The sequence below is a fragment of the Aurantivibrio infirmus genome (assembly GCF_054767315.1).
The window spans coordinates 485,860-508,386 of sequence record NZ_BAAFSK010000004.1 but is presented as its reverse complement, the minus strand read 5'-3'; the positions used below and the strand labels follow the sequence as shown (position 1 = coordinate 508,386).

General features: G+C 45.3%; 15 protein-coding genes. 8 read left to right on the top strand and 7 right to left on the bottom strand.

Features of this window, described 5'->3' with window-relative positions; translation table 11 throughout:
- The first annotated feature begins 84 nt into the window (after window positions 1-84).
- Window positions 85-495, top strand: a complete 411-nt coding sequence (locus ACYUCY_RS11710; protein WP_460226672.1) for a DUF1330 domain-containing protein — start codon at window positions 85-87, stop codon at window positions 493-495.
- A 77-nt stretch (window positions 496-572) separates the two neighbouring features.
- On the opposite strand, the gene ACYUCY_RS11705 is transcribed toward ACYUCY_RS11710, so the two are convergent.
- Both ACYUCY_RS11705 and ACYUCY_RS11700 read right to left on the bottom strand, forming a co-directional pair.
- Entirely contained in the window at window positions 573-1,610 is a 1,038-nt protein-coding gene (locus ACYUCY_RS11705; RefSeq protein ID WP_460226671.1) for a hypothetical protein, read from the bottom strand.
- A 140-nt stretch (window positions 1,611-1,750) separates the two neighbouring features.
- Entirely contained in the window at window positions 1,751-4,834 is a 3,084-nt protein-coding gene (locus ACYUCY_RS11700) for a TonB-dependent receptor (protein ID WP_460226670.1), read from the bottom strand.
- A 404-nt stretch (window positions 4,835-5,238) separates the two neighbouring features.
- Here ACYUCY_RS11700 and ACYUCY_RS11695 point away from each other — a divergent pair, with 404 nt between their 5' ends.
- Window positions 5,239-6,138: a LysR family transcriptional regulator gene (locus ACYUCY_RS11695; protein ID WP_460226669.1), complete on the top strand. Its 900-nt coding sequence runs from the start codon at window positions 5,239-5,241 to the stop codon at window positions 6,136-6,138.
- Window positions 6,139-6,469: 331 nt separating this feature from the next.
- On the opposite strand, the gene ACYUCY_RS11690 is transcribed toward ACYUCY_RS11695, so the two are convergent.
- From ACYUCY_RS11690 to ACYUCY_RS11670, 5 genes are all read right to left on the bottom strand, one after another.
- Window positions 6,470-8,005, bottom strand: coding sequence for a carboxylesterase/lipase family protein (locus tag ACYUCY_RS11690; protein ID WP_460226668.1), 1,536 nt, complete (start codon window positions 8,003-8,005; stop codon window positions 6,470-6,472).
- 411 nt (window positions 8,006-8,416) lie between these two features.
- Window positions 8,417-9,466 (bottom strand): hypothetical protein, encoded by a 1,050-nt coding sequence (locus ACYUCY_RS11685; protein ID WP_460226667.1) that lies wholly within the window; start codon window positions 9,464-9,466, stop codon window positions 8,417-8,419.
- 400 nt (window positions 9,467-9,866) lie between these two features.
- Entirely contained in the window at window positions 9,867-11,117 is a 1,251-nt protein-coding gene (locus tag ACYUCY_RS11680; RefSeq protein ID WP_460226666.1) for a dihydrodipicolinate synthase family protein, read from the bottom strand.
- 21 nt (window positions 11,118-11,138) lie between these two features.
- The gene (locus ACYUCY_RS11675; RefSeq protein WP_460226665.1) at window positions 11,139-12,728 is read right to left on the bottom strand and encodes a carboxylesterase/lipase family protein; all 1,590 of its coding nucleotides are present in this window, start codon (window positions 12,726-12,728) and stop codon (window positions 11,139-11,141) included.
- Between the two features lie 99 nt (window positions 12,729-12,827).
- Complete coding sequence (locus ACYUCY_RS11670; protein ID WP_460226664.1) at window positions 12,828-13,655, bottom strand: IclR family transcriptional regulator; 828 nt, start codon at window positions 13,653-13,655, stop codon at window positions 12,828-12,830.
- A gap of 180 nt (window positions 13,656-13,835) precedes the next feature.
- Here ACYUCY_RS11670 and ACYUCY_RS11665 point away from each other — a divergent pair, with 180 nt between their 5' ends.
- The 6 genes from ACYUCY_RS11665 (at window position 13,836) to ACYUCY_RS11640 (ending at window position 22,483) form a co-directional block, all read left to right on the top strand.
- The gene (locus ACYUCY_RS11665) at window positions 13,836-15,284 is read left to right on the top strand and encodes a carboxylesterase/lipase family protein (protein ID WP_460226663.1); all 1,449 of its coding nucleotides are present in this window, start codon (window positions 13,836-13,838) and stop codon (window positions 15,282-15,284) included.
- A gap of 65 nt (window positions 15,285-15,349) precedes the next feature.
- Entirely contained in the window at window positions 15,350-16,963 is a 1,614-nt protein-coding gene (locus tag ACYUCY_RS11660; protein ID WP_460226662.1) for a carboxylesterase/lipase family protein, read from the top strand.
- Window positions 16,932-18,491 carry a serine hydrolase domain-containing protein gene (locus ACYUCY_RS11655; RefSeq protein ID WP_460226661.1) on the top strand — a complete coding sequence of 520 codons (1,560 nt, stop codon included), beginning with the start codon at window positions 16,932-16,934 and terminating at the stop codon, window positions 18,489-18,491. The genes ACYUCY_RS11660 and ACYUCY_RS11655 overlap by 32 nt, the downstream gene beginning before the upstream one ends.
- Window positions 18,492-18,529: 38 nt before the next feature.
- Window positions 18,530-19,657 (top strand): serine hydrolase domain-containing protein, encoded by a 1,128-nt coding sequence (locus ACYUCY_RS11650; RefSeq protein ID WP_460226660.1) that lies wholly within the window; start codon window positions 18,530-18,532, stop codon window positions 19,655-19,657.
- A gap of 233 nt (window positions 19,658-19,890) precedes the next feature.
- Window positions 19,891-21,327 (top strand): MmgE/PrpD family protein, encoded by a 1,437-nt coding sequence (locus tag ACYUCY_RS11645; RefSeq protein WP_460226659.1) that lies wholly within the window; start codon window positions 19,891-19,893, stop codon window positions 21,325-21,327.
- Between the two features lie 58 nt (window positions 21,328-21,385).
- Window positions 21,386-22,483, top strand: a complete 1,098-nt coding sequence (locus ACYUCY_RS11640) for a hypothetical protein (RefSeq protein WP_460226658.1) — start codon at window positions 21,386-21,388, stop codon at window positions 22,481-22,483.
- The last annotated feature ends 44 nt before the right edge of the window (window positions 22,484-22,527 follow it).

Genomic DNA, 22,527 nt, shown 5'->3' with positions numbered 1-22,527 from the left:
GGCGAATAAAAAAATTAATAAATGCCATTGAAGTTCATTAGTTTTTATCTTTCATCATAAGTATTTTTCTAGGAAGTGGTTAGTATGAAAAAAATAATGCCCCATATTATTACGTTAACTGTTGGCATTCTATTCGGTGCTTCAATTTCTTTCGTCGTTGCCCAAGAAGGTTCGCAAGCCAACCCAGATAAAACTAAGTTGGCTTATCTTATTGTTAGTGCCGACCGTATACCAGGCGTTACCAGTGAGGACTATGCACCTTATCGAGAAGCAGCAGGCCCTCTAGCCCAAACGGCCGGGATTAACGTAATCGCTCCTTCGCAGAAACCTCTCGTTTTAGAAGGTTCATGGCCACATGAAAATGTAACGATAGAAACCTTTAGCTCTATGGACGAGTTGAAAAAATTTTGGTATTCCGACGAGTATCAAGAGGCAAAAAAATTACGCGAAGGACTGTCAAAGGTAAACTTTATTATGGCTGTTGAAGGCACTTAGAATAACGTAAGCCAGATTTGTTTACCTAGGTCTTCTCAGATTCAATGTTTAAGCATGAAACAACCAATAATCGGTAATTACTGTTCATTGGTTGGTTCGTTTTGCTCTTGAAGGCGTGCACCTTTTAATATTCCGGGGAGGGCATAATTGCCTTCGTGGCAGGCATACTCATAGACCTGCTGATCTGATTTGTTAAAGATTAGCTCACCACCCCAAGAAGCTTGAGTAAAGCTTTCCGCATCGTCAATTTTAAATTCATATTTAATTGTGTTTGGGCCGACGCGAGTTAAACGTTCGGTGTATTTCGCGTTGGCACCGGCGCCGCGAAACCCTTGCTCTGGACGCAGGTTCACAGTTTCAATTATTAATGAATTGCCTTCGTAGTGACCGATCGAATCACCCATCCAGCGTTGTACGGCTTTAGGGTTGTGTTTGTCATCAATTCGTATGATGCGAACGTCGTGAACCATTTCAGCAAGAATCATTACTGAGTTTTCGTTTTGTACAATTTGATAATGGTTATTGTAAAGCTGGGGTAACATCGGAGGACCAGCGCTTGACCCAAAGGACATGATGCAGCGTTCACCTAAAGAACGCGATTCAGGTCCTGCGTTGGCGCCGTTGCGACGACTAGCAAACATTGAACGGCGACGTTCTTGTGCTGTCGGCGTTAGTGATGGCGGTTGACCATTTTTAGGATCCGTTATCATTGAAGTGCGCGGCTCTCCGTCGACTACCATTACCTTTGTACCGGGGTCTATCCAAAAGTGATTGTAGCCACAACTCACTCCGACGAATCCGCGGCCACAGTCTTTGGGTAAATCTTCGATGGTGAAGCTCGGGTCGGTGGCCTGATTAAATTTTTCTAGCTCTTGTGCTTCACCTTGTTCAATTTGGCGTACTTCTTTTTCTGTGTAGACGAGCTTATCACCCAATTCCGTAGGTCTTTGGAACGGCGTTAATGTGGCAGTGTCCCAATAGCCTTGCAAATCAGGATAACCTTCAGACGTTTTTGGTGGCGACCAATCATTGTTTGATGCCGCGAAGACTAAATTCGCGAGAATAAGTGAAAGTAATATAAAAGATAAATTCTTGCTAAAAATAGAAAGCGACATAGGGAATTTCCATTGACAAAATTTTAAAATATTAGTTTTTTATGGTTATACATTTAAAAATAAAGTTTTTAAGGTCCGAGCCTCCAAAAAAAGCCGGGCAAAAGCCCGGCATGAAGGGGTACTACAGGAGACGTTATAAATTAAAACTCGTAAGTTAGGCCGAGTTGGAACACCCGACCGCGGGCGCTCGCTTGCAACTGTAAATAGTTCATGAATGTCCGCGCTTGAGGTGGTTCCTTGTCTGTGACATTGTCGACACCCGCGCGAAGAGTTAATTGTTCGGATGCTTCCATCGTGTAAAACATATTTACGATGCCGAAACTATCGATATTTTGTGCGAAAGTATTTTCCGGTGCAGGGATGTCGAAACCTGTTACTGGTGAAAAACCCTGAATGCTTAAGTCTCTTTGTTGTGGTCGACGGTCCTTAACACCGGAACGGTAAACATAATCGACACGAAAATTATGGCGATCTTGGTTGTAGTTGAGAAATAATGTACCGCGTTTTTTTGAGTTGGGCTCTAAGCTAAAGCCTTCGTTCAGAAAACCATTCCCGTCAACGGGGGATTCAAATTCGATGCCTTGATAGGTAAACGAATCTTGCTCATACCTGGTGGTAATAGTTGATCGCAATCCCAGCGTAAACTGACCAGGTGTGAAAGGTGTATTAAAATTGTAGGTCAAATCAAAATCGAATCCAGCAACTTGACGACCAGGGCGATTAGTTCTGAATGTTGTGACGCTTCCGATATCTTGGCCACTTAAACCAGCAGTACAACTACCTCCGATCCAAGAAATAAGCCCGGCTAATTGATGACTACAATCAACCGCGCCGGCAGCTGAGACGACTTGATTCACAATCGCATCGGCATTAATCGTCGCAACTTCATCGTTAATAGTGATATCGAAATAATCTAAATAAATCGACATGTCACCTTCGCCAATTGAAAAGTCAAATAGCAATCCAACGTCCCAAACATCGGCAGTTTCTGGTTCGAGTGAGCTAGCTGTAATGATATCTATTCCAATCCAGCGGCCGTCGGCACGATCAATACTGGCAACGAAATTCGTTGTGTCGCCAGGAACGATAGATGGGTCGGGCTGTGCGAAGTTAGTTCCGTAGGATGCGCGAAGAGCCATCCAGTCAGTCGCTTGCCATCGCGATGCAAACTTCCATACCGTAGTATCGATACCTGAATCATATTCTTCGTATCGTGCGGCGAGATTAAAATCTAAATTGGATGTCACGGGGATCGCAAACTCAGAGAATATTGCGTTACTGGTTTGGGTTCTGCCACTTACGTTTTCATTTAGGGTTGTATACATGTATGGGCCTTCCAATCCAGGACACCCGATTTCCCCTACCTGTTGTTCTGGCCAAGCGCAGGGTTGTAAGGTGTTGGGGCCTGCATCAACACGAAATGGACTCCCTTCTTTTCGACTAAAATCGGTTTTTAAATATTGATAACCAGCAGCCCAAGAAATGTTCGCGACGGGAAAACCGAAGGGCATTTCTCCGTCCATGCCAAGGTTCAGCTCTGTCACTTTGGTTGTGGATTTTTGAGGTGCTCTATCAAATAACCAATTACTCAGTTCAACGGGGTTTTCATTTCCGGCTACAAATCGTGGATTGTTGGCGCCATTTATAGCGCCGCTTGCCCATGCTGAGGCAAAAGGATTGAAGTACATGCAGTCGCCTTGCCCTGCGAGCGCTGAGTTTTGTGTACCGAAAGTCGAGTAATCACCTTCTACATAAGGTACTAAATCAGGCGCGTTACAATTCGGGCCACCGAATCCATTGAGCGCTTCCTGAATTCGGAAGCCAAATTCTGTCGGGCCGGTCGTATCCAGGGTCGATTTTCTATAGCCGGCAGAGGCATCCCAGCTCATGGAGGTATCTGCGATATTGCCATTGAAGTTAAAACCGAGTTGTTGTGTGTTTTGTTCAATTCGCGAAGCGGCGGCTCCGTTTTTCGCTCTAACACTACTTGCTTCGTTGCCGTTTAAACCATAGGGCAACCACCACACTGCTGAGAAGCCGTAGCTCGATGGGTCGTTGGGATCAATACCACCGTATGTATTAAGATCGACGCCGCTTTGTGCTAGAAAGTCTTGAACGTAGGGGTTTGAACCGGGGACGGTCCACTGATCCGTAGCGCCTCTGTTAACGGCATAGCCGCCTGGACCAATAGATACGGCATATACAGGCGAGCGACGGCTTTCCGGCATCAGCGATTTAAATAAATTTAACGACACAGAAAAATCAACATCGTTTCCAAGGCTGCCGGATAGTTGGCTGTAACTGCGAGTAAAATCTTGCTGTGCCTGTACCGTAATAAAATCAGTGTAGTTCCAGCTACAAACAGGAATAGCAAAGCCGGATGCAAACAATCCTCGATACGCTCCTCCAGGATCTTCACATGATTGTTCATCGAAATCGGGAATAATCGTCGGGCCGTTGAATGATGCGCTCGGAGATCCAAGCAAACCATAATTTCCTGACGCGTCGCGAGACATTATCCGAAAAGTACCGGGGTTCCCAAACGGTGCAGAGCTGGTTGAATTTACCGAATAGGGTAGAAGTGTGTAAGGTCGGTCTCTCGCATCAATTTCTGGTCGCGATTCATGTTCAACCGAGGTATAAAAATTTAAGTCTTCGCCACCAATTCCCCAGAGAAAACCGAGATTATATTCAGCGTCTGCATCAGCAATGTGATTGTACTCGGTGGTAATTTTAAAACCTTCGTAATGATCTAAGGTTAAGGCGTTAACAACACCACCGACTGCGCTTGCTCCATAAAGTGCCGCTGCACCCTCTCGTAAAATGTCCAGTCGATTCATGGCAAGTTGTGGGCTGGCATTTATGTCCGGATTAGTTCGCAAGCCATTCAGCAAGGTCAAGGTTCTAGCATTTCCCAGGGCCCGAAGATTAAATTGCGTCGACGCGCCGGCTCCGGTTAAGTAACTGTTTTCTCCACTCGTGTTGCCTTGAATACTTAAAGACTTGGCAAATTGCACCGGTGAAGGCGATCCAATTTTTGCCAAATCTTCACTGGTATAAACGTCTACTGGCAATTGTCCGTTTTTTGGAACACCACTAATTTTGGTGCCGGTGACAACAATTTCTTCGACTTGATCTTGTGCTAAAACATAGGCGGGTGAAACGAACGATAAACTTGATACAGCAACAGCTAATGACAATTTATTGAAAACTATATTTTTCATGGAGCGTCTCCGACTGCTAGATTTTATTTATTTTTTATAACGAACTACTTCCTACTGACGTGATTGATCCCAAGCAAAAAAATTGCTTGCAATAAAAACAAGTTGAAAACTTTTTAATTGACTTTAAATGTTAGGTTTAACTGTAAAATTTTTAATATTTATTGTTATGGGGCTTGTGTTAACGAACTTACATTTGTTTGCGGGATGCTTAATGTTTCCTGAAGGCTTTGCATCCGGCATCCCCGTCGCCTGGTCTTTATTCGGCCACTTGTCGATTCGGCTTTGTCACCAAATCATTATTTTTACGACATATCCATCATAGAGAATACCAAGGTATCATTGAAATCAATTTACATAATAAGATAACATTCAGAGTTTGAATAACGAGGTTGAAGGGGTGAATTATGAGACTGGATAAGATTGATCTAAATTTATTTCGTGTACTCGATGCGGTTTACAGTGAGCGGAACCTCACGCGTGCAGCGGATACGCTGCACCTCACTCAACCAGCTATAAGTAATGCATTGTCTCGCTTGCGAAGTGCCTTGGATGATCCGCTTTTTGTGCGAACGCCCCAAGGTATGGTGCCGACCCCAGTGCTTGACGGTGTTATGCCGACAGTGCATGAAGCCTTACAACTACTAGGAAAGAGCGTAGATGCTTTGCGAAAATTTGAACCAGAGCAGTCACGACGTACTTATCGTTTAAGTGTGAATGATCTTGGCGAGGCTTTATTGCTTCCGCACTTGCTGAAACTTTTAGAAGAGGAGGCACCTTTATCTAACATCAGTAGTTTTAATGTAGCGAGAAATGAGGCATCGGCAGAACTCGCAACCGGACAACTCGATTTGGTCATCGATATTCCTTTGACGAAAAGTTCGCAATTAAATCAGGTACCCCTGGTAAGCCAGCCTTATTTTTGCGTGATGCGACATGATCACCCTTTAGCGAATGGTGAATTGACAATGGAAAAATATCTCAATGCAACTCACGTTCATGTATCCAGTCGGCGGCGGGGGCGAGGGCAGGTTGATATTGCTTTAGATAAGTTGCAGCTTTCAAGGCGGATTGTTCTACGCGTTGTCCATTATCTTATTGCAGCGCGAATTGTTGCAACGAGCGACCAACTGTGGACAGTGCCGAAAGCACTCGCGCAACACCTGCAATTACATATTGCGCCTTTACCTTTCGAAGTGGATGATCTCGATTGGCATTTATATTGGCATCGTAGTGCAGATAGTGATCCTTCTAATCTTTGGTTGCGAGAAAGATTGTTGCAGATATGTAATGAGCAGTTGTCGTAGTATTGAAAGTATTTGCTAAAAATATTTTTGATTAATTCGAAAATTTGCTATTTATTTTCTAGTTTGTGATTCGCGATTGAGAAATTCAGTGATCAAACATTTTTTATCACTTAATTTATGTGCTAGCTATTAAGTATCTGATGCGTTTTATTCTTGTTGTGAAAAATAAGAAACGCGGTCAAAACGCGGTGCAAATGCGATAGAAAGTATGAAAAAATATTTGTTCATATAATTCGTTTACGCGTAACAATGATCGAGTTGAAGCATAAAATAAAAAAGCCCCCGGCCTTTAAAAAAGATCGGGGGCTTTTCTTTTGCGGCCTAATTTTTATTACTCTCCTCTGGGTGGGGGGGCTACATAAGAATCTTCGATTCCTGTTTTTGCAGTTAAAGGCGCACTGATATCGAGGTAATTACTATTTTCTTCAGTGTACGCTGGCCATTCAATCAAACCTTCAACACTTGGGTCGCCGGTTCTCGCAAACTGTGCCCACACCGTTGCAGCTTGTTCTGCAACTTTCATATCTTCATCATCATGTTCTGGCACTGCTACTGAACAACCACCGCCCGCTGCTAAAAATTGTGTGGTGCGTGATGATAAGCCTAGTGGAACTGCACCGAATACGTAAGTTAATTCGAGACCGTGGAAGGCGACACAACCTTCTTCTTCTCGCCAGCCTTTTGGTAATTGTGTGAAGTTATAGGTATAAGTGTTTGGTGATCCGGTTTTGCTGTGCAAATTTGCCATCAAAGGAACACTGGTTTGCAAGCTTCTTTCACCTTCATTCGCACCGACGATAAGAGGAACTTTTGCTTGCAAGCCTTCACTAAAAATATCGCTAACGGGTTTGGGAATAACATGGCCGTCGACAACAACGTTCGCGCGGAATCCTACTTCTTCACTGGAAGCAGCGGCGATAATATCTTCCCAGCTAACTTCGCGAAGGGCAGATGCAACATCTTCAGCGTTTTCTAAACCAAGCTTGGCAACTAATTTGTCGCCAATTGCTTCGGCATCTTCAAGCATCGTAACGCGTTGTGGAGAAACTAATGCAGAACCGCTTTCAACAATGGCGCGGTGGAAAAGGTCTCTGGCTAAAGGTGTCGCCATTTGTGAAATGGTTTTAGTACCGCCGCCGGACTCGCCGAAAATGGTGACATTATCTGGATCACCACCAAAGGCTTTGATGTTGGCTTTAACCCAATCCAAAGACGCTTTTAAATCAAGGGTGCCGTAATTACCGGAACCAAATTCGGATTCTTCAGTAAGTGCTGTATGTGCTAAGTAACCAATAGGTCCAAGGCGGCTGTTGACGGTGACGAGTACAACACCCTTATTTGGAAGCATTGGGTGGTTATAGGTTGTTGAATTACCTGTACCGGATGTTAAACCACCGCCGTGAAAGAAAACCATTACGGGTAGGTTGTCACCAGCGGATTTTGCGGCAGTAACGACGTTGACGTGTAGACAGTCTTCAGAGATCGGACCACCTGCGCCCATGCTACTTTCCCCCTGCGGACAACGGTTGGGCCATTCGATGGCGTCGCGTATGCCTTCCCAGGATGCTGGTGCTTGTGGTGCTTTCCAGCGCAATTCCCCAATCGGTGCCGCCGCGTATGGAATGCCACGAAAAATTTGCGCCGATAAACCAATTTCAGTGACGGTTTCACCGCGTACGGCTCCTTGTTGGGTTTGTACTACATCAGTTATTGCTTCGGCTGCACTGCTTGTTTCGCTGGCAGTTTCGCTAATTGCTGCATTAGCGGTGGATTCGCTTTCTACTGAATCACTAGATTCATTACTACATGCTGCCAAAAACGCGGCAACAAAAAATGCTGCGGGAATTCGGAGGTTAAATTTAGACATGGGGTTCACCTGTATATAAGTTGATATTTATTATCGGGAATCTGATGCTGTTTTTTTTAATACGATGCCGCTGGACAAAAGAGAAGGTTATTGTACAGAGCGAGTAAACTGATCTGAAACCCAAGATTATTATTAGAATTAGCTTTCTAGGCGTGTTTTTCAAAACAGTCCAAGCGTATTGCAAACCAGAAAGAAAATCTACAGGTTAATCTGCGAAATGCACAATGAAAGGAGACTGAAAGTTGGACCCAGAGAGAAAGAGCAACTCATGAATAATTTTGGTCACAAAACAGGTAAAGAGGCAGGGAAAATTGTTCGGAGTACTTAGCTTTATCTGGAAGGGTGGTAGATAAATCAAAAGGGGTGCTATTAGCACCCCTGTAAATATTTACGCTTAGTTATTTTTCGAGTTTACTCGTCGGCCGCTCTCAGTAAACCATTCAAAATTCCAGGAAGAGCGTAGTTTCCTTCGTGACAAGCGTATTCATAAATCGGTTGATCTAGCGCGGAAAATTCATATTCACCACCCCATGGTTTCTCCCACATTGTTGGGTCTTCGATGGTAAATCCGTAGTGTAAGCGCTCGTCAGAGACACGGGTAAATCGCTCGGTTACCGTTAAGTTCTCCCAAGATCCACTGTACTGTAATCGCGCTGGCATATTGGTCGTTTCAACAACCAAAGTATCGCCTTCCCACCAACCGATTGAATCACCCAGCCAGGGTCGAATGCCATCGGTACGGTGTTCGCTATTCATGCGGATAATGCGCGTTTCGTGGATCATCTCCACCAAAATCACAATATTCTCTGGCGTCTGTACAATTTGGTAGTTGTTGTTGTAGAAGCCATTGGCAAACATTGGAGGTTCTGCGTTACGACCAAAACTTTTAATGCAGCGATCATTCAAGCCCCGCGTTTCGTAGCCAATGTAGCCAGCAGGCCGATTACCTCTAAAAAAACGACGGCTTGGCGTGGAGCCGTCAAGGCGCGCTGGGTATCTGCCATCTGGCGTAGTTAACAAAGAGGTTCTGGGTTCACCACCAACACGCATCACTGAATTGCCGGGGTCTAACCAAAAGCGGTTATAGCCGCCGACATCACCACCACCTGCGCGACTTGCCGCCGAACGCTCGAAAGTGGTTTCTGCGCGAAATTCAGCGGGTGCGTCGGGGTCAGTGGCTCGATTAGCTTCTTGCTCCATGATGTCAGCGCGATTTTCTATTTTTGCCACTTCCTCTTCTGTGTATACGGCAGTTGTGACATCCCGTGGTCGAGACACTGGGGTTAACGTAGCGTTCGTCCAAAAGCCTTGTAGATCAGGTTGGTTAAATCCAGTTTTCGGAACCTTGTAATCGCCATAGAGTTTTTGTGCTTGCACCGGGCTGGCACTAATTAAAATTGTTGCCACTATCAACGCAATGTTTTGGGCAGCGAAAGTGCATTTTGGAAAAGGTGTTTTCATCAGTTGTCTCCTTAATGACCAAGGCGTAATTAATTGGACGCTTGGCGTCATACAATGTTTCCGTTTTTCTGTTGGTAGGCAATAGACAGGCGGTGACTATTGCCCGGTTATTATTCTTGGTTCGTTGTCACTGCTCATGGGCATAATTAAGCGGCAGGGGAGATTAACACTGGCTCTGCGAATTTGTAACAATTCCTAAAATTATTAAGGTATAGAAAGGTAATTAAAGGTTTTGTAGGTTTGGGGTGTCTACCTAAAGCTAGCGTTGCTTGTAAAGAGTATAAGACTAGTTCAACTGAAACTTTTGCCGATTTTAGTCTCTTTTATAAAAGATTGAAGAAAAAATTAGCCAGCACGGAAAATACAATACGCTCACGATTTTCTAGTTTAATTTTAAAAACTATGCGACGTATTGCGGTAATGCTGGTAAATCTTTTGGTCGCACGCCGCGTTCGTAAGCAGCATTGCCAACCACAAATGCATCGTCAGGAAGATCAACAATTTTTATTCCAACGCGATGAAAAATTTCTCGGCATTGAGCACGACCTTGTGGGTCAAGATGGGGGACAAAATCCGTTGATTCATTTAGATCTGCTAGCAGTCCGCCGTTGCCACCTGTTAGCCACTTCATATATTTAATATGCAACCACGGGTGGCCGCCAATACGTAGAGAGGGTTCTTGCAGTCGAAAAAAATTGCTCGCAATGGGTTCGTAGCGCCAATAAAGTTCGTAAGCTTGTTGGTTTTTTCCGGTGCGCAATAAATCAAGAAATTGATTGACCCATGGTGTTTCTGGGGATTGCAAAGAGTCGATGCCCCACTGACCAGTCCATTGCATTTTGTATTTTGCCGATAGGGCCAACATAATTTCTAAATCAACAACGCCCAGTAACAAACGGTCGCCGAGTCTTTCTGCAATGCCGTAGCATGTTAGAGGGCGCAACGTCTGAGTAAATTTAACGCCGACCACATTGTCATGATTTGCAAGTTTATCGAAAGTGTCGAGTGGAATACCTGTTGGATCTAGGTGAGTAATATTGTTGCTGGGTTTTGCATAAAGCACGATGCGTAAAGAGGTATTGTTGATTATTTCAAGCATTTGTCGATACATGGCTTCTTGTGTTGCGAGCTCGGGATTAAAATACATCAGCACATGAGAAACTCCCTGGCCCTCCATTTCCCTTACCGATTTTTTCTTTTCTTGCCACGAACCGGGACGAATTATTCCAACAGTTAAAATTTTTCCTTTCGCCTCGTCAGCAATAACAGTTTGCATGTGCTGTTCAGTCTTTGAGTCTATGCCCAGGGGAAGGGGCATTATGGAACAAAAACCTTGCGCGATTGAATGCCTAACGTCGCGGCGAATGCCTTCTTCGTCAAGTGTTTTCAAATTTTTCTTGAGTGAGGGAAGGATAAATGCTTCGCCGCCACGTAAGTTTTGTTGAGCCCAAGTTTTTTTCGATATATCGCTAGCTTCATTTATCTCCGCACTAAGGGCCGATCTGCTATTTGATAATAGAAATCCCCCTGCCATAACAGACAACCCAGTTTTAATTGAGCTATTGATAAACGTTCGCCTATTAAATTCATTATCGATAGAAATAGTGTTTTTAATATTATCGTTTGAGGTTTTTGTCGTTTTGTTTTTCATGGTAAGTTCTCAAATATTTTTTTATGCTTTTGCCCAATATTCACGAAATTCTTTTCGTGGATCGTTGACAGCGAAACTAGGGTGGCCAAAAACCATAGTGCTACGATCTTTTTTGTCGTAAGCGGGCCAAGTGGGAGTGCTCGGATTATTCGGGTTGCCGGTGCGAGCAAGAGAAATCCACGCGCTTGCAATTTGTCCAGCTAATTTTTTATTCTCGGCGGTGGGGCCAGCGAGAGGGAAACGAATATCGTACATAGAGTAAGACACATCGATACCATGGACTGCACCGTAGCGACCTCCGAAGGCAGCGCTGGGCGCGGTCCATAAATATTTATAAACCGGCGCGCCACCTCGCGCTGCTTGTTCGGCTTTCAAATCCGACATGATGTGTGCGTTTTTTCTAAAGCTATCATCAGTGATGATGCGCGCATTAATAATAAATGGACTGGCCGCTGAATCTTCATTGCGATACATCGTCAATACGTCATCGGCATCTTTGCCAACACGTTTCTTAAGCATTGCTTTTACATCGTCCCAGGTCATTTCGAAATTACGTTCGCGATAGGTTCTTTCATCGAGCACAGTGCTGACAACGAGAGGAATATCTTTTGATACTGGTGGCGCATTGGGGCTGAAAGGATCGCGCGGAATTGTGTCGCCCATAACCGGTGAAAAAGAGCGAGGCGCCTCACCTCGTGAACGTTCAGATGCTTCTACTTCGGCTTGGGCATTGAGCAAAGTGGTAAAGGGAATGTTTTGCAATCTTTTAATTTCTTTGCGATTAACGCCGAGCTTTTTTAGTAAGCGATCAGACGCTTGTTCTGCATCTTCTCGCGACATAGCGGTTAAGCGTGAGCCGCTCATTACACCGGCGCTGTGATACAAGCCTTGTGCACTCGGCATCGCTAGCATGTGACTCACTTTAGCGCCGCCACCTGATTGTCCGAATATCATTACGCGATTAGGGTCGCCGCCAAAGCGTTCAACATTTTCTTTTATCCATTTTAACGACGCCACCAAATCTTGCATGCCGACGGAGCCGGAATCGGCGAAATCGCCTTCGTCGCCAAGAAATAGAAAACCCAAAGAACTGAGACGGTGATTAATGTTAATCACCACGCAATCGCCGAGTTGTGACAACATCCAGCCATCATTGCCGGGAGTGTTGCTTGAGCCGCCGTAAAATCCGCCGCCGTGAAAGCGCACGATGACCGGACGTTTGCCACCGGCTTTGGGTTCCGGCGTCCATAAATTTAGCGTTAAACAATCCTCACCCATCCCGCCAGATTGCACATCGTTAAGAATTAAATCCGCATAGACGTGTCGACGGTTACCAGGTATCTGCGGTGCAATTTGACCAAAACCAAAAGCATCTTGAATGCCGCCCCATTTTTTAACCGGCTGTGGTGCCATAAAGCGATTACTTCCACTGCTATCCGCTGCGTAGTTGATGCCTTTAAAAACCGAAGTACCACCAATGACTTGGCCGCGCAATTTTCCGTTTGCTGTTTCAACCACGGGGAAAATATCTGCTTCCGCTGCACCGACTCGGCCAAATAAAGTTGACGTTGTGAGCGCGGTTGCTCCCATTAAAAAATGTCGTCGTCGCATTTTGGTCATCCTCGAAATATGTTGTCGTGAATTATTTAAGGTGTCTTATCTGAATAAATAAATTTACTTGCGTTTTGGGTATGCGAATGTTTATTTTTTTCAGTGTGCTCCCAAAGCTGTGCTCAATTCGGTACAGGTATTTAATAAGCTCGGTATCGCTAATTGCATTTTTTCTTCAGTAAATCGTTCTTTCGCTCCGGCAACAGCTATCGCCCCAATAGGCATATTGTCGACACCGGTTATTAATCCCGCCAAGCTGTTAATTCCTTTACGCCAAGTACTCGCCGACATGCCGTAATGATTTTCACGGATGTTTTTCATTTCAGTGAGTAGTTCGCTGAGCTTGAATGGGGGTTTAGGGTTTTTTTGTGCGGCATAAATTGCACGAACATTTTTTTCATAATTGTGTTGGAAGGATAAAATGACTTTTCCGGAGACCGTAAGAATTGCTGGCGCACGTTCACCAACTGTCGAGCTGGTGCGAATCGGCACACTGGCAGAAATTTGGTGAATATAAAGTGAGTCGTTCCCGTCGAGCGTGATTAGATTTATTGTTTCTCCCATTTCTTGATATAGCCGATGCATAAAAGGCAGTGCTGCCCGGCGCAGCGTATTGCGTGAAATCACTTTCACACCCTGTTCCCAAATACGTAAGCTGGGAAAGTAATAACCTTCATCGTCTTGTTTAACGTAGCCTGCCTCGACCAGGGTCGTGAGTGTTCTGTGTACGTTGCTCTTGGGTAGATCAAAGGCGGAGGCTAGGTTGGAAACACCCAGCCTTGTTTCTGATTGATTGAGGTATTCGAGAATCTTAAGGCCTTTTAGTAATGTCGAATCTAGTCGTGAATGCTTGAGAAGCTCTGCCTGCGGAGTGACTGGTTTAATGGTGCCAGTGTTTTTATTTATCGTGTTCGATTTGTTGTTCATCAATCATTAATCCCCGAAGTGGTGAAAAAATATCCAGCAGAGTGTCTAATAATTTTTGTAATGTTGAACATTGTTTCATTTAACAGAACGCTGTTCAAATGTTATAGTCGAAAAATCGACGACAATATGTAAATAATAATAAATCTCTCTTCCGACGAAAAAACCTATAAGTGAGCTCTCATGAAGATTCCAGTATTAATAATGGTCGCCTCATTTATCTTCTGCAGCCTGGTATCTGAATCCGTTACAGCGAAATCAATCAAACTCACCACGGATTCCGGTGTGCTACGAGGCGAGCAAATCAAAATCTCCAATGGCAGCGACAACGCTTCAAGCGCAAATGTGAATGTATTTAAGGGAGTTCCCTTCGCTAAGCCGCCGCTCGGTGACTTACGTTGGATGCCGCCCCAGCCAATAGCGTGGGAGGGGGTTCGCGAGGCAAAGGATTATTCGTTGCCTTGCTTGCAAAGAACGAATGCCGATGGCTCCTATAATGGAGCGGGTGTAGTTGGCCCCAGTGATGAAGACTGTTTGTATTTAAATGTGTGGGCGCCAGTGAAGGCTAAGAATGCACCCATTATGCTATGGATTTTTGGTGGTGGCGGCGTAATGGGGGCGGGCAGTGTGGCGACCTATAACGGTGAAGCCTTCGCACGCGATGGGGTCATCTTGGTGACCATTAATTATCGCTTGGGTGCACTGGGCGGTTTTGCTCATCCGGCGTTAAGTGCAGAAGCAGAAGCTCTTGGCCATCCATTCGGTAATTTCCATTTGCTAGATTCAATGGCGGCATTGCGTTGGATAAAAAATAATGCGGAAGCCTTCGGTGGTGACCCCGAAAATATAACCGTTTTTGGCGAGTCCGCTGGCGCCACAATTACCGCAAACCTTGTAACTTCGCCGATGGCGAAAGGTTTGTTTAATAAAGCCGTCATAGAATCTACCGGCTCACTACCGACTCCAGCGACGACTTTAGAAGCGGCCGAGCAACAGGGTGTGGCGGCGCTAAAAACGTTGGGTTACCCGGAAAATATTAGCGTCGCGGAGATGCGTGCAATCCCCGCCGAAGACATCATTATGAATCGTAGCGCCGGTCGTGGTGTGCGAACTATTCTTGATGGCAAAGTGAAAACTCAATCCATTCTTGATAGTTTTGCCGCAGGCAATGAAATAGACGTCCCCATGATTATCGGCACAAACAGTGATGAAGACCGTTTACGTGGTACCCAACTCGTCGCAACTCACGCCCAAAATGGCGCACCGGTTTGGCAATACTTTTTTGATTATGTACCTGAGTGGCGTCGCCAAGAACAACCCAACGGCGCACCACATGCGGCAGAAATTCCGTATGTGTTTGATACCGTAAAAGCTGATCGTCGTGTCGGAGAACAAATGACAGAAACCGAAGAAGCCGTTGCGGCACGAATTCATTCCTGTTGGGTGGCTTTTGCGAAAGCGCCCCTATCGAGTAAAACGATTGAGTGTGCGGACGGTTTTCGCTGGCCAGCAAGAACAGATGAAAATCATCAACGTATTGCAATTTTTCAAATGTTTCCGTCCCTTGGTTATGCAAAAAACTTACGTTCACCACCCAACGGCGCAGAGCCAGGCCCAACGAGTCGACCTTAAAAAATCTAATTTAATAATTGCCCAAATAAAGTCGTGTTGCTTTTAAAAAAATAATGGAGAAAAAAATGAAACGTAGAATATTTATTGGTGGAGGTTTAGGTCTTACTGCTAGCGGCTTATTAGTGCCGCGCATGGCTTTGGCACAAAACCAACCAGTGGTTGAAACAGCGCAGGGAAAAGTTCGGGGTCTCACCAATACTCGCGGTATTCACGTTTTTAAAGGTATGCGTTACGGCGCAGCTACGGCAGGTGAAAAACGTTTCTTACCGCCGACGGCGCCGCCGAGTTGGGCTGGTGTACAAGATGCGTTTAATTACGGCGATCAATCTCCTCAAGCGCAAACTCGACTCGCCGCCGATGAAGCGATGACCGACGATTGTTTGCGTATTAATGTTTGGACGCCGGGCATCGATAACGCAAAACGTCCGGTTATGTTGTGGTTTCACGGGGGCGGTTTTGAAGCAGGGAATGGTTCAGAAGCTCTCTATGAGGGAACTAATATTGCGCATCGGGGTGATGTTGTCGTTGCCACAATTAATCATCGACTTAATGTGTTTGGACACTGTTATCTTGGTGGCGTCTTGGGTGAAGACTTTCAACAATCTGGCAATGCGGGATTCTTAGATTTAGTGGCTTCGATGAAGTGGGTAAAAGAAAATATCGCGGCCTTTGGTGGTGATCCCGATAACGTGATGATCTACGGTCAAAGCGGTGGTGGTCGTAAAGTAAGTTTGAGTTACGCTTCTCCATTTGCCAAAGGACTATTCCACAAAGGTGTTGTGCAAAGTGGTTCGCATTTAAAAGTGCAGTCAGTCGAGCGGGCCAACGGTCTCACTGAAAATTTATTAAAAGAATTAGGTATTGCAAAAAAAGATGCACGAAAATTACAAACTATCGACATTCCCACGCTGACGAAAGTTCAGCGCAAAGTTATTGCTGCCGCCGGCGCTCGCTTTTCCCCAATGCTCGACGGCACTACCTTTGTTACTCAACCTTGGCTGCCGGATGCGCCAACAATTTCCAGCCATCTTCCGATGATGTTAGGGCATAACCAAACTGAGCTGACTAATCAGATGGGTGGGATTGAAGGCATTTTCGATATGAATGAAGCCCAAGCTAAAGCGCGATTGAAAGGTTTTGTTCTTGATGATGAAGTTGATCAAGCTTACGAAATATTTAAAGCCTCTCGACCGCAAGCGAATCCTTCCGAAGTATTTTTCAAAATTGTTTCCGCCCGTGGTTATGGCCGCGATCAAACTATCATGGCGGAACAGCGCGTGAAGGCGGGCGGCAGTGGCAATACTTACGTGTACAAATTAATGTGGCGGCAACCAGTTGAAGGCGGGCGTAGAGTATCGCAACACTCCTTAGATTTACCTTTTGTGTTTGATAATGTTGCTGCGGGTGCACACATGACCGGGCCGGAAACTGAAGCTACCAAGGCGATGGTAAATAATATGGCAAACGCTTGGATAGCCTTCGCGAAAAAGGGCGATCCCAATAATTCTAGTATCCCCGCGTGGCAGCCTTTCGAGTTAAATAATCGCAATACCATGATGTTTGATGTGCCGAGTTACGCTGAAAATGATCCACAAAAATCTGAGCGAGAATTTATGGTGAATTATCCAAGCCAACAAGATGGTGGCAATGCCTTACATCGCCGAGCAATGGCAAGTTAGTGCTAGCAAAAAACAACTCAATAAAAAATACGAGAAAAAAATGAAAAATAATTATTTATCTAAGCCAGCGTCGGGATGTTTTACTAAAACTATTTTGTCGGTCTTGCTGGCAACGATACCCTTACTGGTTTTACCCGGTCTCGCCCAGGCCCAGCAGTCGGCTTCGGGACCTCGTCCAGCAGCGGCGACAACGAGACCAGCACCGAAGTTAGTCACTGACCGGCATTCTGCAGCGCGCGCCGCAGGTTATCGTGCCTTACATCTTTGTACCGGTACTTTTACCTCGGGTTTGTCCGAAGAAATGGTGAATAAAACCATGAGCGGTCGAGCTTCATCGGGAATGGAAACCATCATTGATCAAGAAAATAAATTCGTCAGTGTAAAGTTTGCCGATGATATGGAGCCTCGTATCGCGGCTTGGCGTCCGGCTTTGGGTTGTACGCAGTTGCCGATCGGGGCAACGACCGCAATGATTGAACATTTACCACGTATGCCAAAGTCAGTAAAAATTCCGAACTATGATGACAAACCTTGGCCGATGGGTGACGCAAATGCTGCTGCTTCATTGAATGCCGAAAAAACGGAAGCGATATCTGAAATTTTTAATGAAGCATTTAAAGATCAAGCGGGAGCATACCAAGGTAATACGTGGGGCGTTGCTGTTATCAAAGATGGAAAAATTATTGCTGAACGTTACGCCGATGGTTGGGGTATGCATACATCGTCGCGTACAAATTCAATGTGCAAAAGTATCAGCGTGTCCTTGGTCGGTGTTGGTGTAAAAAAAGGCTTGTTAGATGTAGATAAAAAAGCACCGTTAAAAGCGTGGCAACGAAGCAGTGATCCTCGTGGCGAAATTACCTTGAATAATATGCTGCAAATGGCGAGTGGACTTTATACTGAGGCAGGTCGTAATCCCCAGGGTGAAATTTACGGCTCCGGTGCACCTACCTCAGAAGTATCGATGCCAAATGTTATCACGTCTCGACCGGGCGAACGTTTCGTGTATGCCGGCTCCGATACAATTTTGTCAACTCGGGTTTTACGCGAAGCAGTTGATAACGATAAAAAATGGGTGAGCTACCCACACGAAAATTTTCTTTGGAAAGTGGGTATGACCCGAACGGTGTTAGAAACCGATTGGCTTGGAGACTTTATTACTTCTGGACAATGTTGGAGTACCGTACGGGATTTTGGTCGTTTCGGTATGTTGTATTTGAATGATGGTGTGTGGGACGGCGAACAAATTCTTCCCGAAGGTTGGTCTGATTATGTTTCTACACTTGCCGCTGCGCAGCCTGGTTCTTATGGTTCTCCGGGTCGCCCAGGCTATGGCGCACAGTTTTGGATTTATGACGGTTTAGAAGGCTTGCCGGAAAAAGCTTACAGTCCTGGCGGCGCCTTGGGTCAATACGCAATGATTATTCCCGAAGAAAACTTAGTCATCGTACGACGCGGTTTAGATATCGGAGGAGGTTTTAATATCGCAAAGTTTTCTGGCGATATTTATAAGGTGATCGCGGAATAATTTTTCGGATCAATGGTTTAAATCCAAGAAGGCTAATCATGCTAAATCGACGAAATTTTTTAGCGGGTACTTCCGCTGTTGGTATCGCCACGATAACAAGTGCGTGTTCGCGTATTGCCGGTGATGCTGGGTTGAGTGGAGACTCAGGTCCTGGTTTAGGCGCTTGGCAGCATATCAATCCCAACGCCGTAGGTTTGTCATCCAACGCGCTGGAATCTGCGGCGACTCAATTGGCTTCGCGAGGCGAGCGACAAGGGCTCGTTGTGATTCGCCATGGCAAGCTTGCCTTCGAAAAATATTGGGCAAACGAATATCACCAGGCGGTACCTGAATGGAAAAACGTTTCGTTTTCTTCAGGGAAATCCTGGGGCTCTACGATGGTAGGCCGCGCCGTTACGCAAGGGAAATTGTCCGTCGATGACCTAGCGAGTCAATACCATCCTGCTGAGATCTCGGGTTTAAAACCTGAAACAACCATTAAGCATTTATTGACGATGAGTTCCGGCGGCACTATGAACATGAAACCGAGTTCTGTGCGACCAAAAAAATTAGCCGATAAATCGCCACCAGGGCCGGGAGCTGAATACGAATGGTATGACGAAGCCGAAAAAGGCACGCCGCCTGGTTACGGTATTAGCATTCAACCCGGCGAACAATATTTTTACGACGGCGCTCCCGCAGATCATCTTGCGGATATTGTTGCGGCGGCAGTGGGTAAATCCAGTCACCGTTATATGTTAGAAGATGTTGTCGCACCTCTCGGTTGTGAAAACTTTAGCTATCAGGTAGAGGGCGTCGACAAAAAAGATAATGTGCGTATTGGCGGCTCGGTATTAATGTCTTGTCGCGACTTAGCAAGACTCGGTCAGTTATATTTGAATGGTGGTCGTTGGGCGGGCCAACAACTTGTCAGCGAAAGCTATATTCGTGATGCGATAAGCTCTTCAGATCTCAACGCCGGTTATGGTTACTTATGGTGGCTAAATTATGCGGGTCGAGTGAAAGCCGCCCCTAAAAATATGTATTTTGCCGCTGGTGCCCGTGGGCAATTTTGTTTTACTTTGCCGGATCAAGATATGGTAATCGCAACTATGGGTTTCGGAAGTGAGGCCTTGTCCGCGGATCAAGCATGGGAAACTCTGCGAAATATATTGCCTGAGTCTTAAATTATCACTGGTAAATTAACTCTGTTTTATTCCACCCCCGTTTAGGCCACCCTTCGTTGAGACGGATTCTTGTGAGTGATGCATTGGCGGAGTGACCGACACATATAGTAAAAATGTAAAAAAATTTAAAAGCTTAATAGCTTGCAGTATTTGACAAAGCTAATTGGCTGCGTGATCAATATTTACGATTGATTAAAACCGTAATAAAAAATTTGAAAATTAAGGCAGTATGAATGACAAATAGGTTAGAGGCGGCATTGAGTGCTGTTCAGGAAAATCCACAGATAAGCGACAAACAATTAACGGGACCTTCTCCAACGTTGGCCTTGTCTCGCTATATTGCAACGAGTCAGTCCAGCGATATACCGGCTGACATTTTGGAGTTAGGTAAAAGACATATTCTAGATACTTTAGCGTCATTACTTGTTAGCGCGAAACTTAAACCCGCGAAACTTGCGCAAGATTTTGCACTCATTCATGGTGGTTCAGCGAGCGACGCCACTATTCTCACCACCAATAAAAAAACCACAATACTTGACGCGGTGTTTGCCAACGCAATGACGGCGCATGCGGCGGAAATAAATGATTTTTGCCCCTCGGCGTTTGTCCAACCTGGCCCACCAATTCTCTCCACGCTTTTATCGATCGGTGAAACCATTCATTGTAGTGGTGATGCTTTGTTGCGTGCACTAGTCACGGGCTATGAGGTGGCGTGCCGGTTTCCTAAAGCCTTAGGCATAGCAAATTTGCGAGATGGTGGTCTAAGTAATCATGGGTTTGCTCCTGTTTTTGGTGGCGCGGCAGCCGCGTCTTCAATTCTCGCTATTCCAGAAAATAAAATTTCCGATGTGCTTGCCTATTGTGTGCAACAAGCATCAGGTTCTTACAATTGGATGCGCGACGAGGAGCATATTGAAAAAGCCTTTGTGTTTGCAGGAATGCCCGCTCGTAACGGCGCCGCTGCTGCGCTGTTAGTTCACAACGGCTTTACTGGAACCGGCGATCCCTTGCAAGGTTCGCCCGGTTGGTTGCAGAGTATTTTATTTGTTGGTCCTGAATCTGATATGGATCGGAATAAATTAATCGATGGTCTCGGCGTGGATTTTCAAATGCCCTTGGTAGCCTATAAGCGCTATCCAGTGGGCGGACCTACGCAACCGAGCGTTGAAGCTATGTTGCATCTGGTTAAGCAAGTTGATCCCGAAAAAGTAGTAAAGATAGAAATTAAAATGCCAGGTAAGCCGGAAATCTTCGCGAACGCAAAAATGCCTGCGTTGAATTTACCTTATCTTTGTTCCGTTATTTTAGAGGATGGAAAGCTAGATTTTCACGCGGCTCAATCTCATGAGCGTTTTCATTCAGATTCTATTAGACAAAAAATGTCGCGAGTTTCCGTTTTGTATGACGGCAGTATGGAGCGCGAGCCTCGGACGGAGCCGGCGAAGGTAAGCATGACACTTAAGGATGGCAGCACTAAAGAACATTTTGTCGAGCATGTTTTGGGCTATCCAACTCGACCTATGTCGCGTGAAGATGTCGAACAAAAAGCGTTGGAGTTAATCGTTCCGGTTATTGGTGAGCAGCGCGCGAAAAATTTAGTAGAGACCATCTGGAATATTGAAACGATGACGGATATTGCGGATCTCGTACCCATGCTAGAAATTTCATGAGTGGAGTTTTTAGTTATCAAAAAAACTATTAATAATTTAAATAATGTAGGTGTTCCCTTTGAAAAAGATAAATCATAAATTTCTCTTCCTTACCGTTTTAGCGTGTAGTTTACATTTTTCTTCTGCTCTCTATGCGGCTGAGCCTTATTACGCAGACAAGCGTATTGAAGTAATTATTCCCACGTCGCCTGGGGGCGGTACCGATTTGTTTGCTAGGCTTTTGGCGGATGGCTTTAATGAATTTATCGATGGCGATCCAAAAATTATTCCTCGCCAAATGACCGGCGGTGGCGGGATGCTCGCGGGGAATTGGGTGGTGGAACAAGCACCGAAAGATGGCACAATTTTACTGGCTGGTACTGGGCAAGGTGCTTTGCGTCAATTGCTTCGGCAAAAAGATATGCGCACCAAGCTTGATGACTTCGAAGTGATTGCCGCTATTCCGGTAACGCGCAATGTATTTGTTGCGGCGAATAAAGGTGTAGAAAGCCGAGAGCAGCTTAAAAATTTGCAAGGCGGTGAGGGGCTTTATACGGCACTTGTTGATCCAATTGCAGGTATTTCTTTCATGCTACAAGCTGGTCTCACCGACATGAAATTAAAAGTAATAAAAGGTTTTGAAGGTGGCAAAGACCGAGATTTGGCAATGTTACGTGGCGAAATCGATATCATTCAGCAAATTTCACTGCAGTATGATTCCACGTCAAAATTATTTTTGCGGCGTGGTGCGATCCATTTATGGAATGATGGTTTACTCAACCGTGACGGAAAAATCATCGGCGACAAAGCCTTTCCAGATATTCCTTCATTCCCCGAGGCCTATGAACAAGCGTTTGGTGAGTTGCCCAGTGGTGAGCTCTATGAAGCTTATAAAGCGGTAATTCCTTTGGTGGGGAATACGGGTAAAACAATTCTTGTTTCAAAAGATGCACCCGAAGAAGCAAAAGCCGCACTGCGTGCAGCAGCAGCAAAAATGGCGGAGGATCCAAAATTTTCTAAGCGTGTTGAAGAGCAGAGCGGCGGTTACGGCGTTCTTTACGGTGAGGAATTAGACAAGGCTTTGTCAAAAGCGCGCGATATGAGCCCAGAATTGATTACCTTTCTGCAAAATTACATAAGTGCTCGTTATGAGATTGAATTCGAAAAAGTTCAGTAATAACAATCCACCAATAAAAACGCAGTAATAATAATTTAGCAATA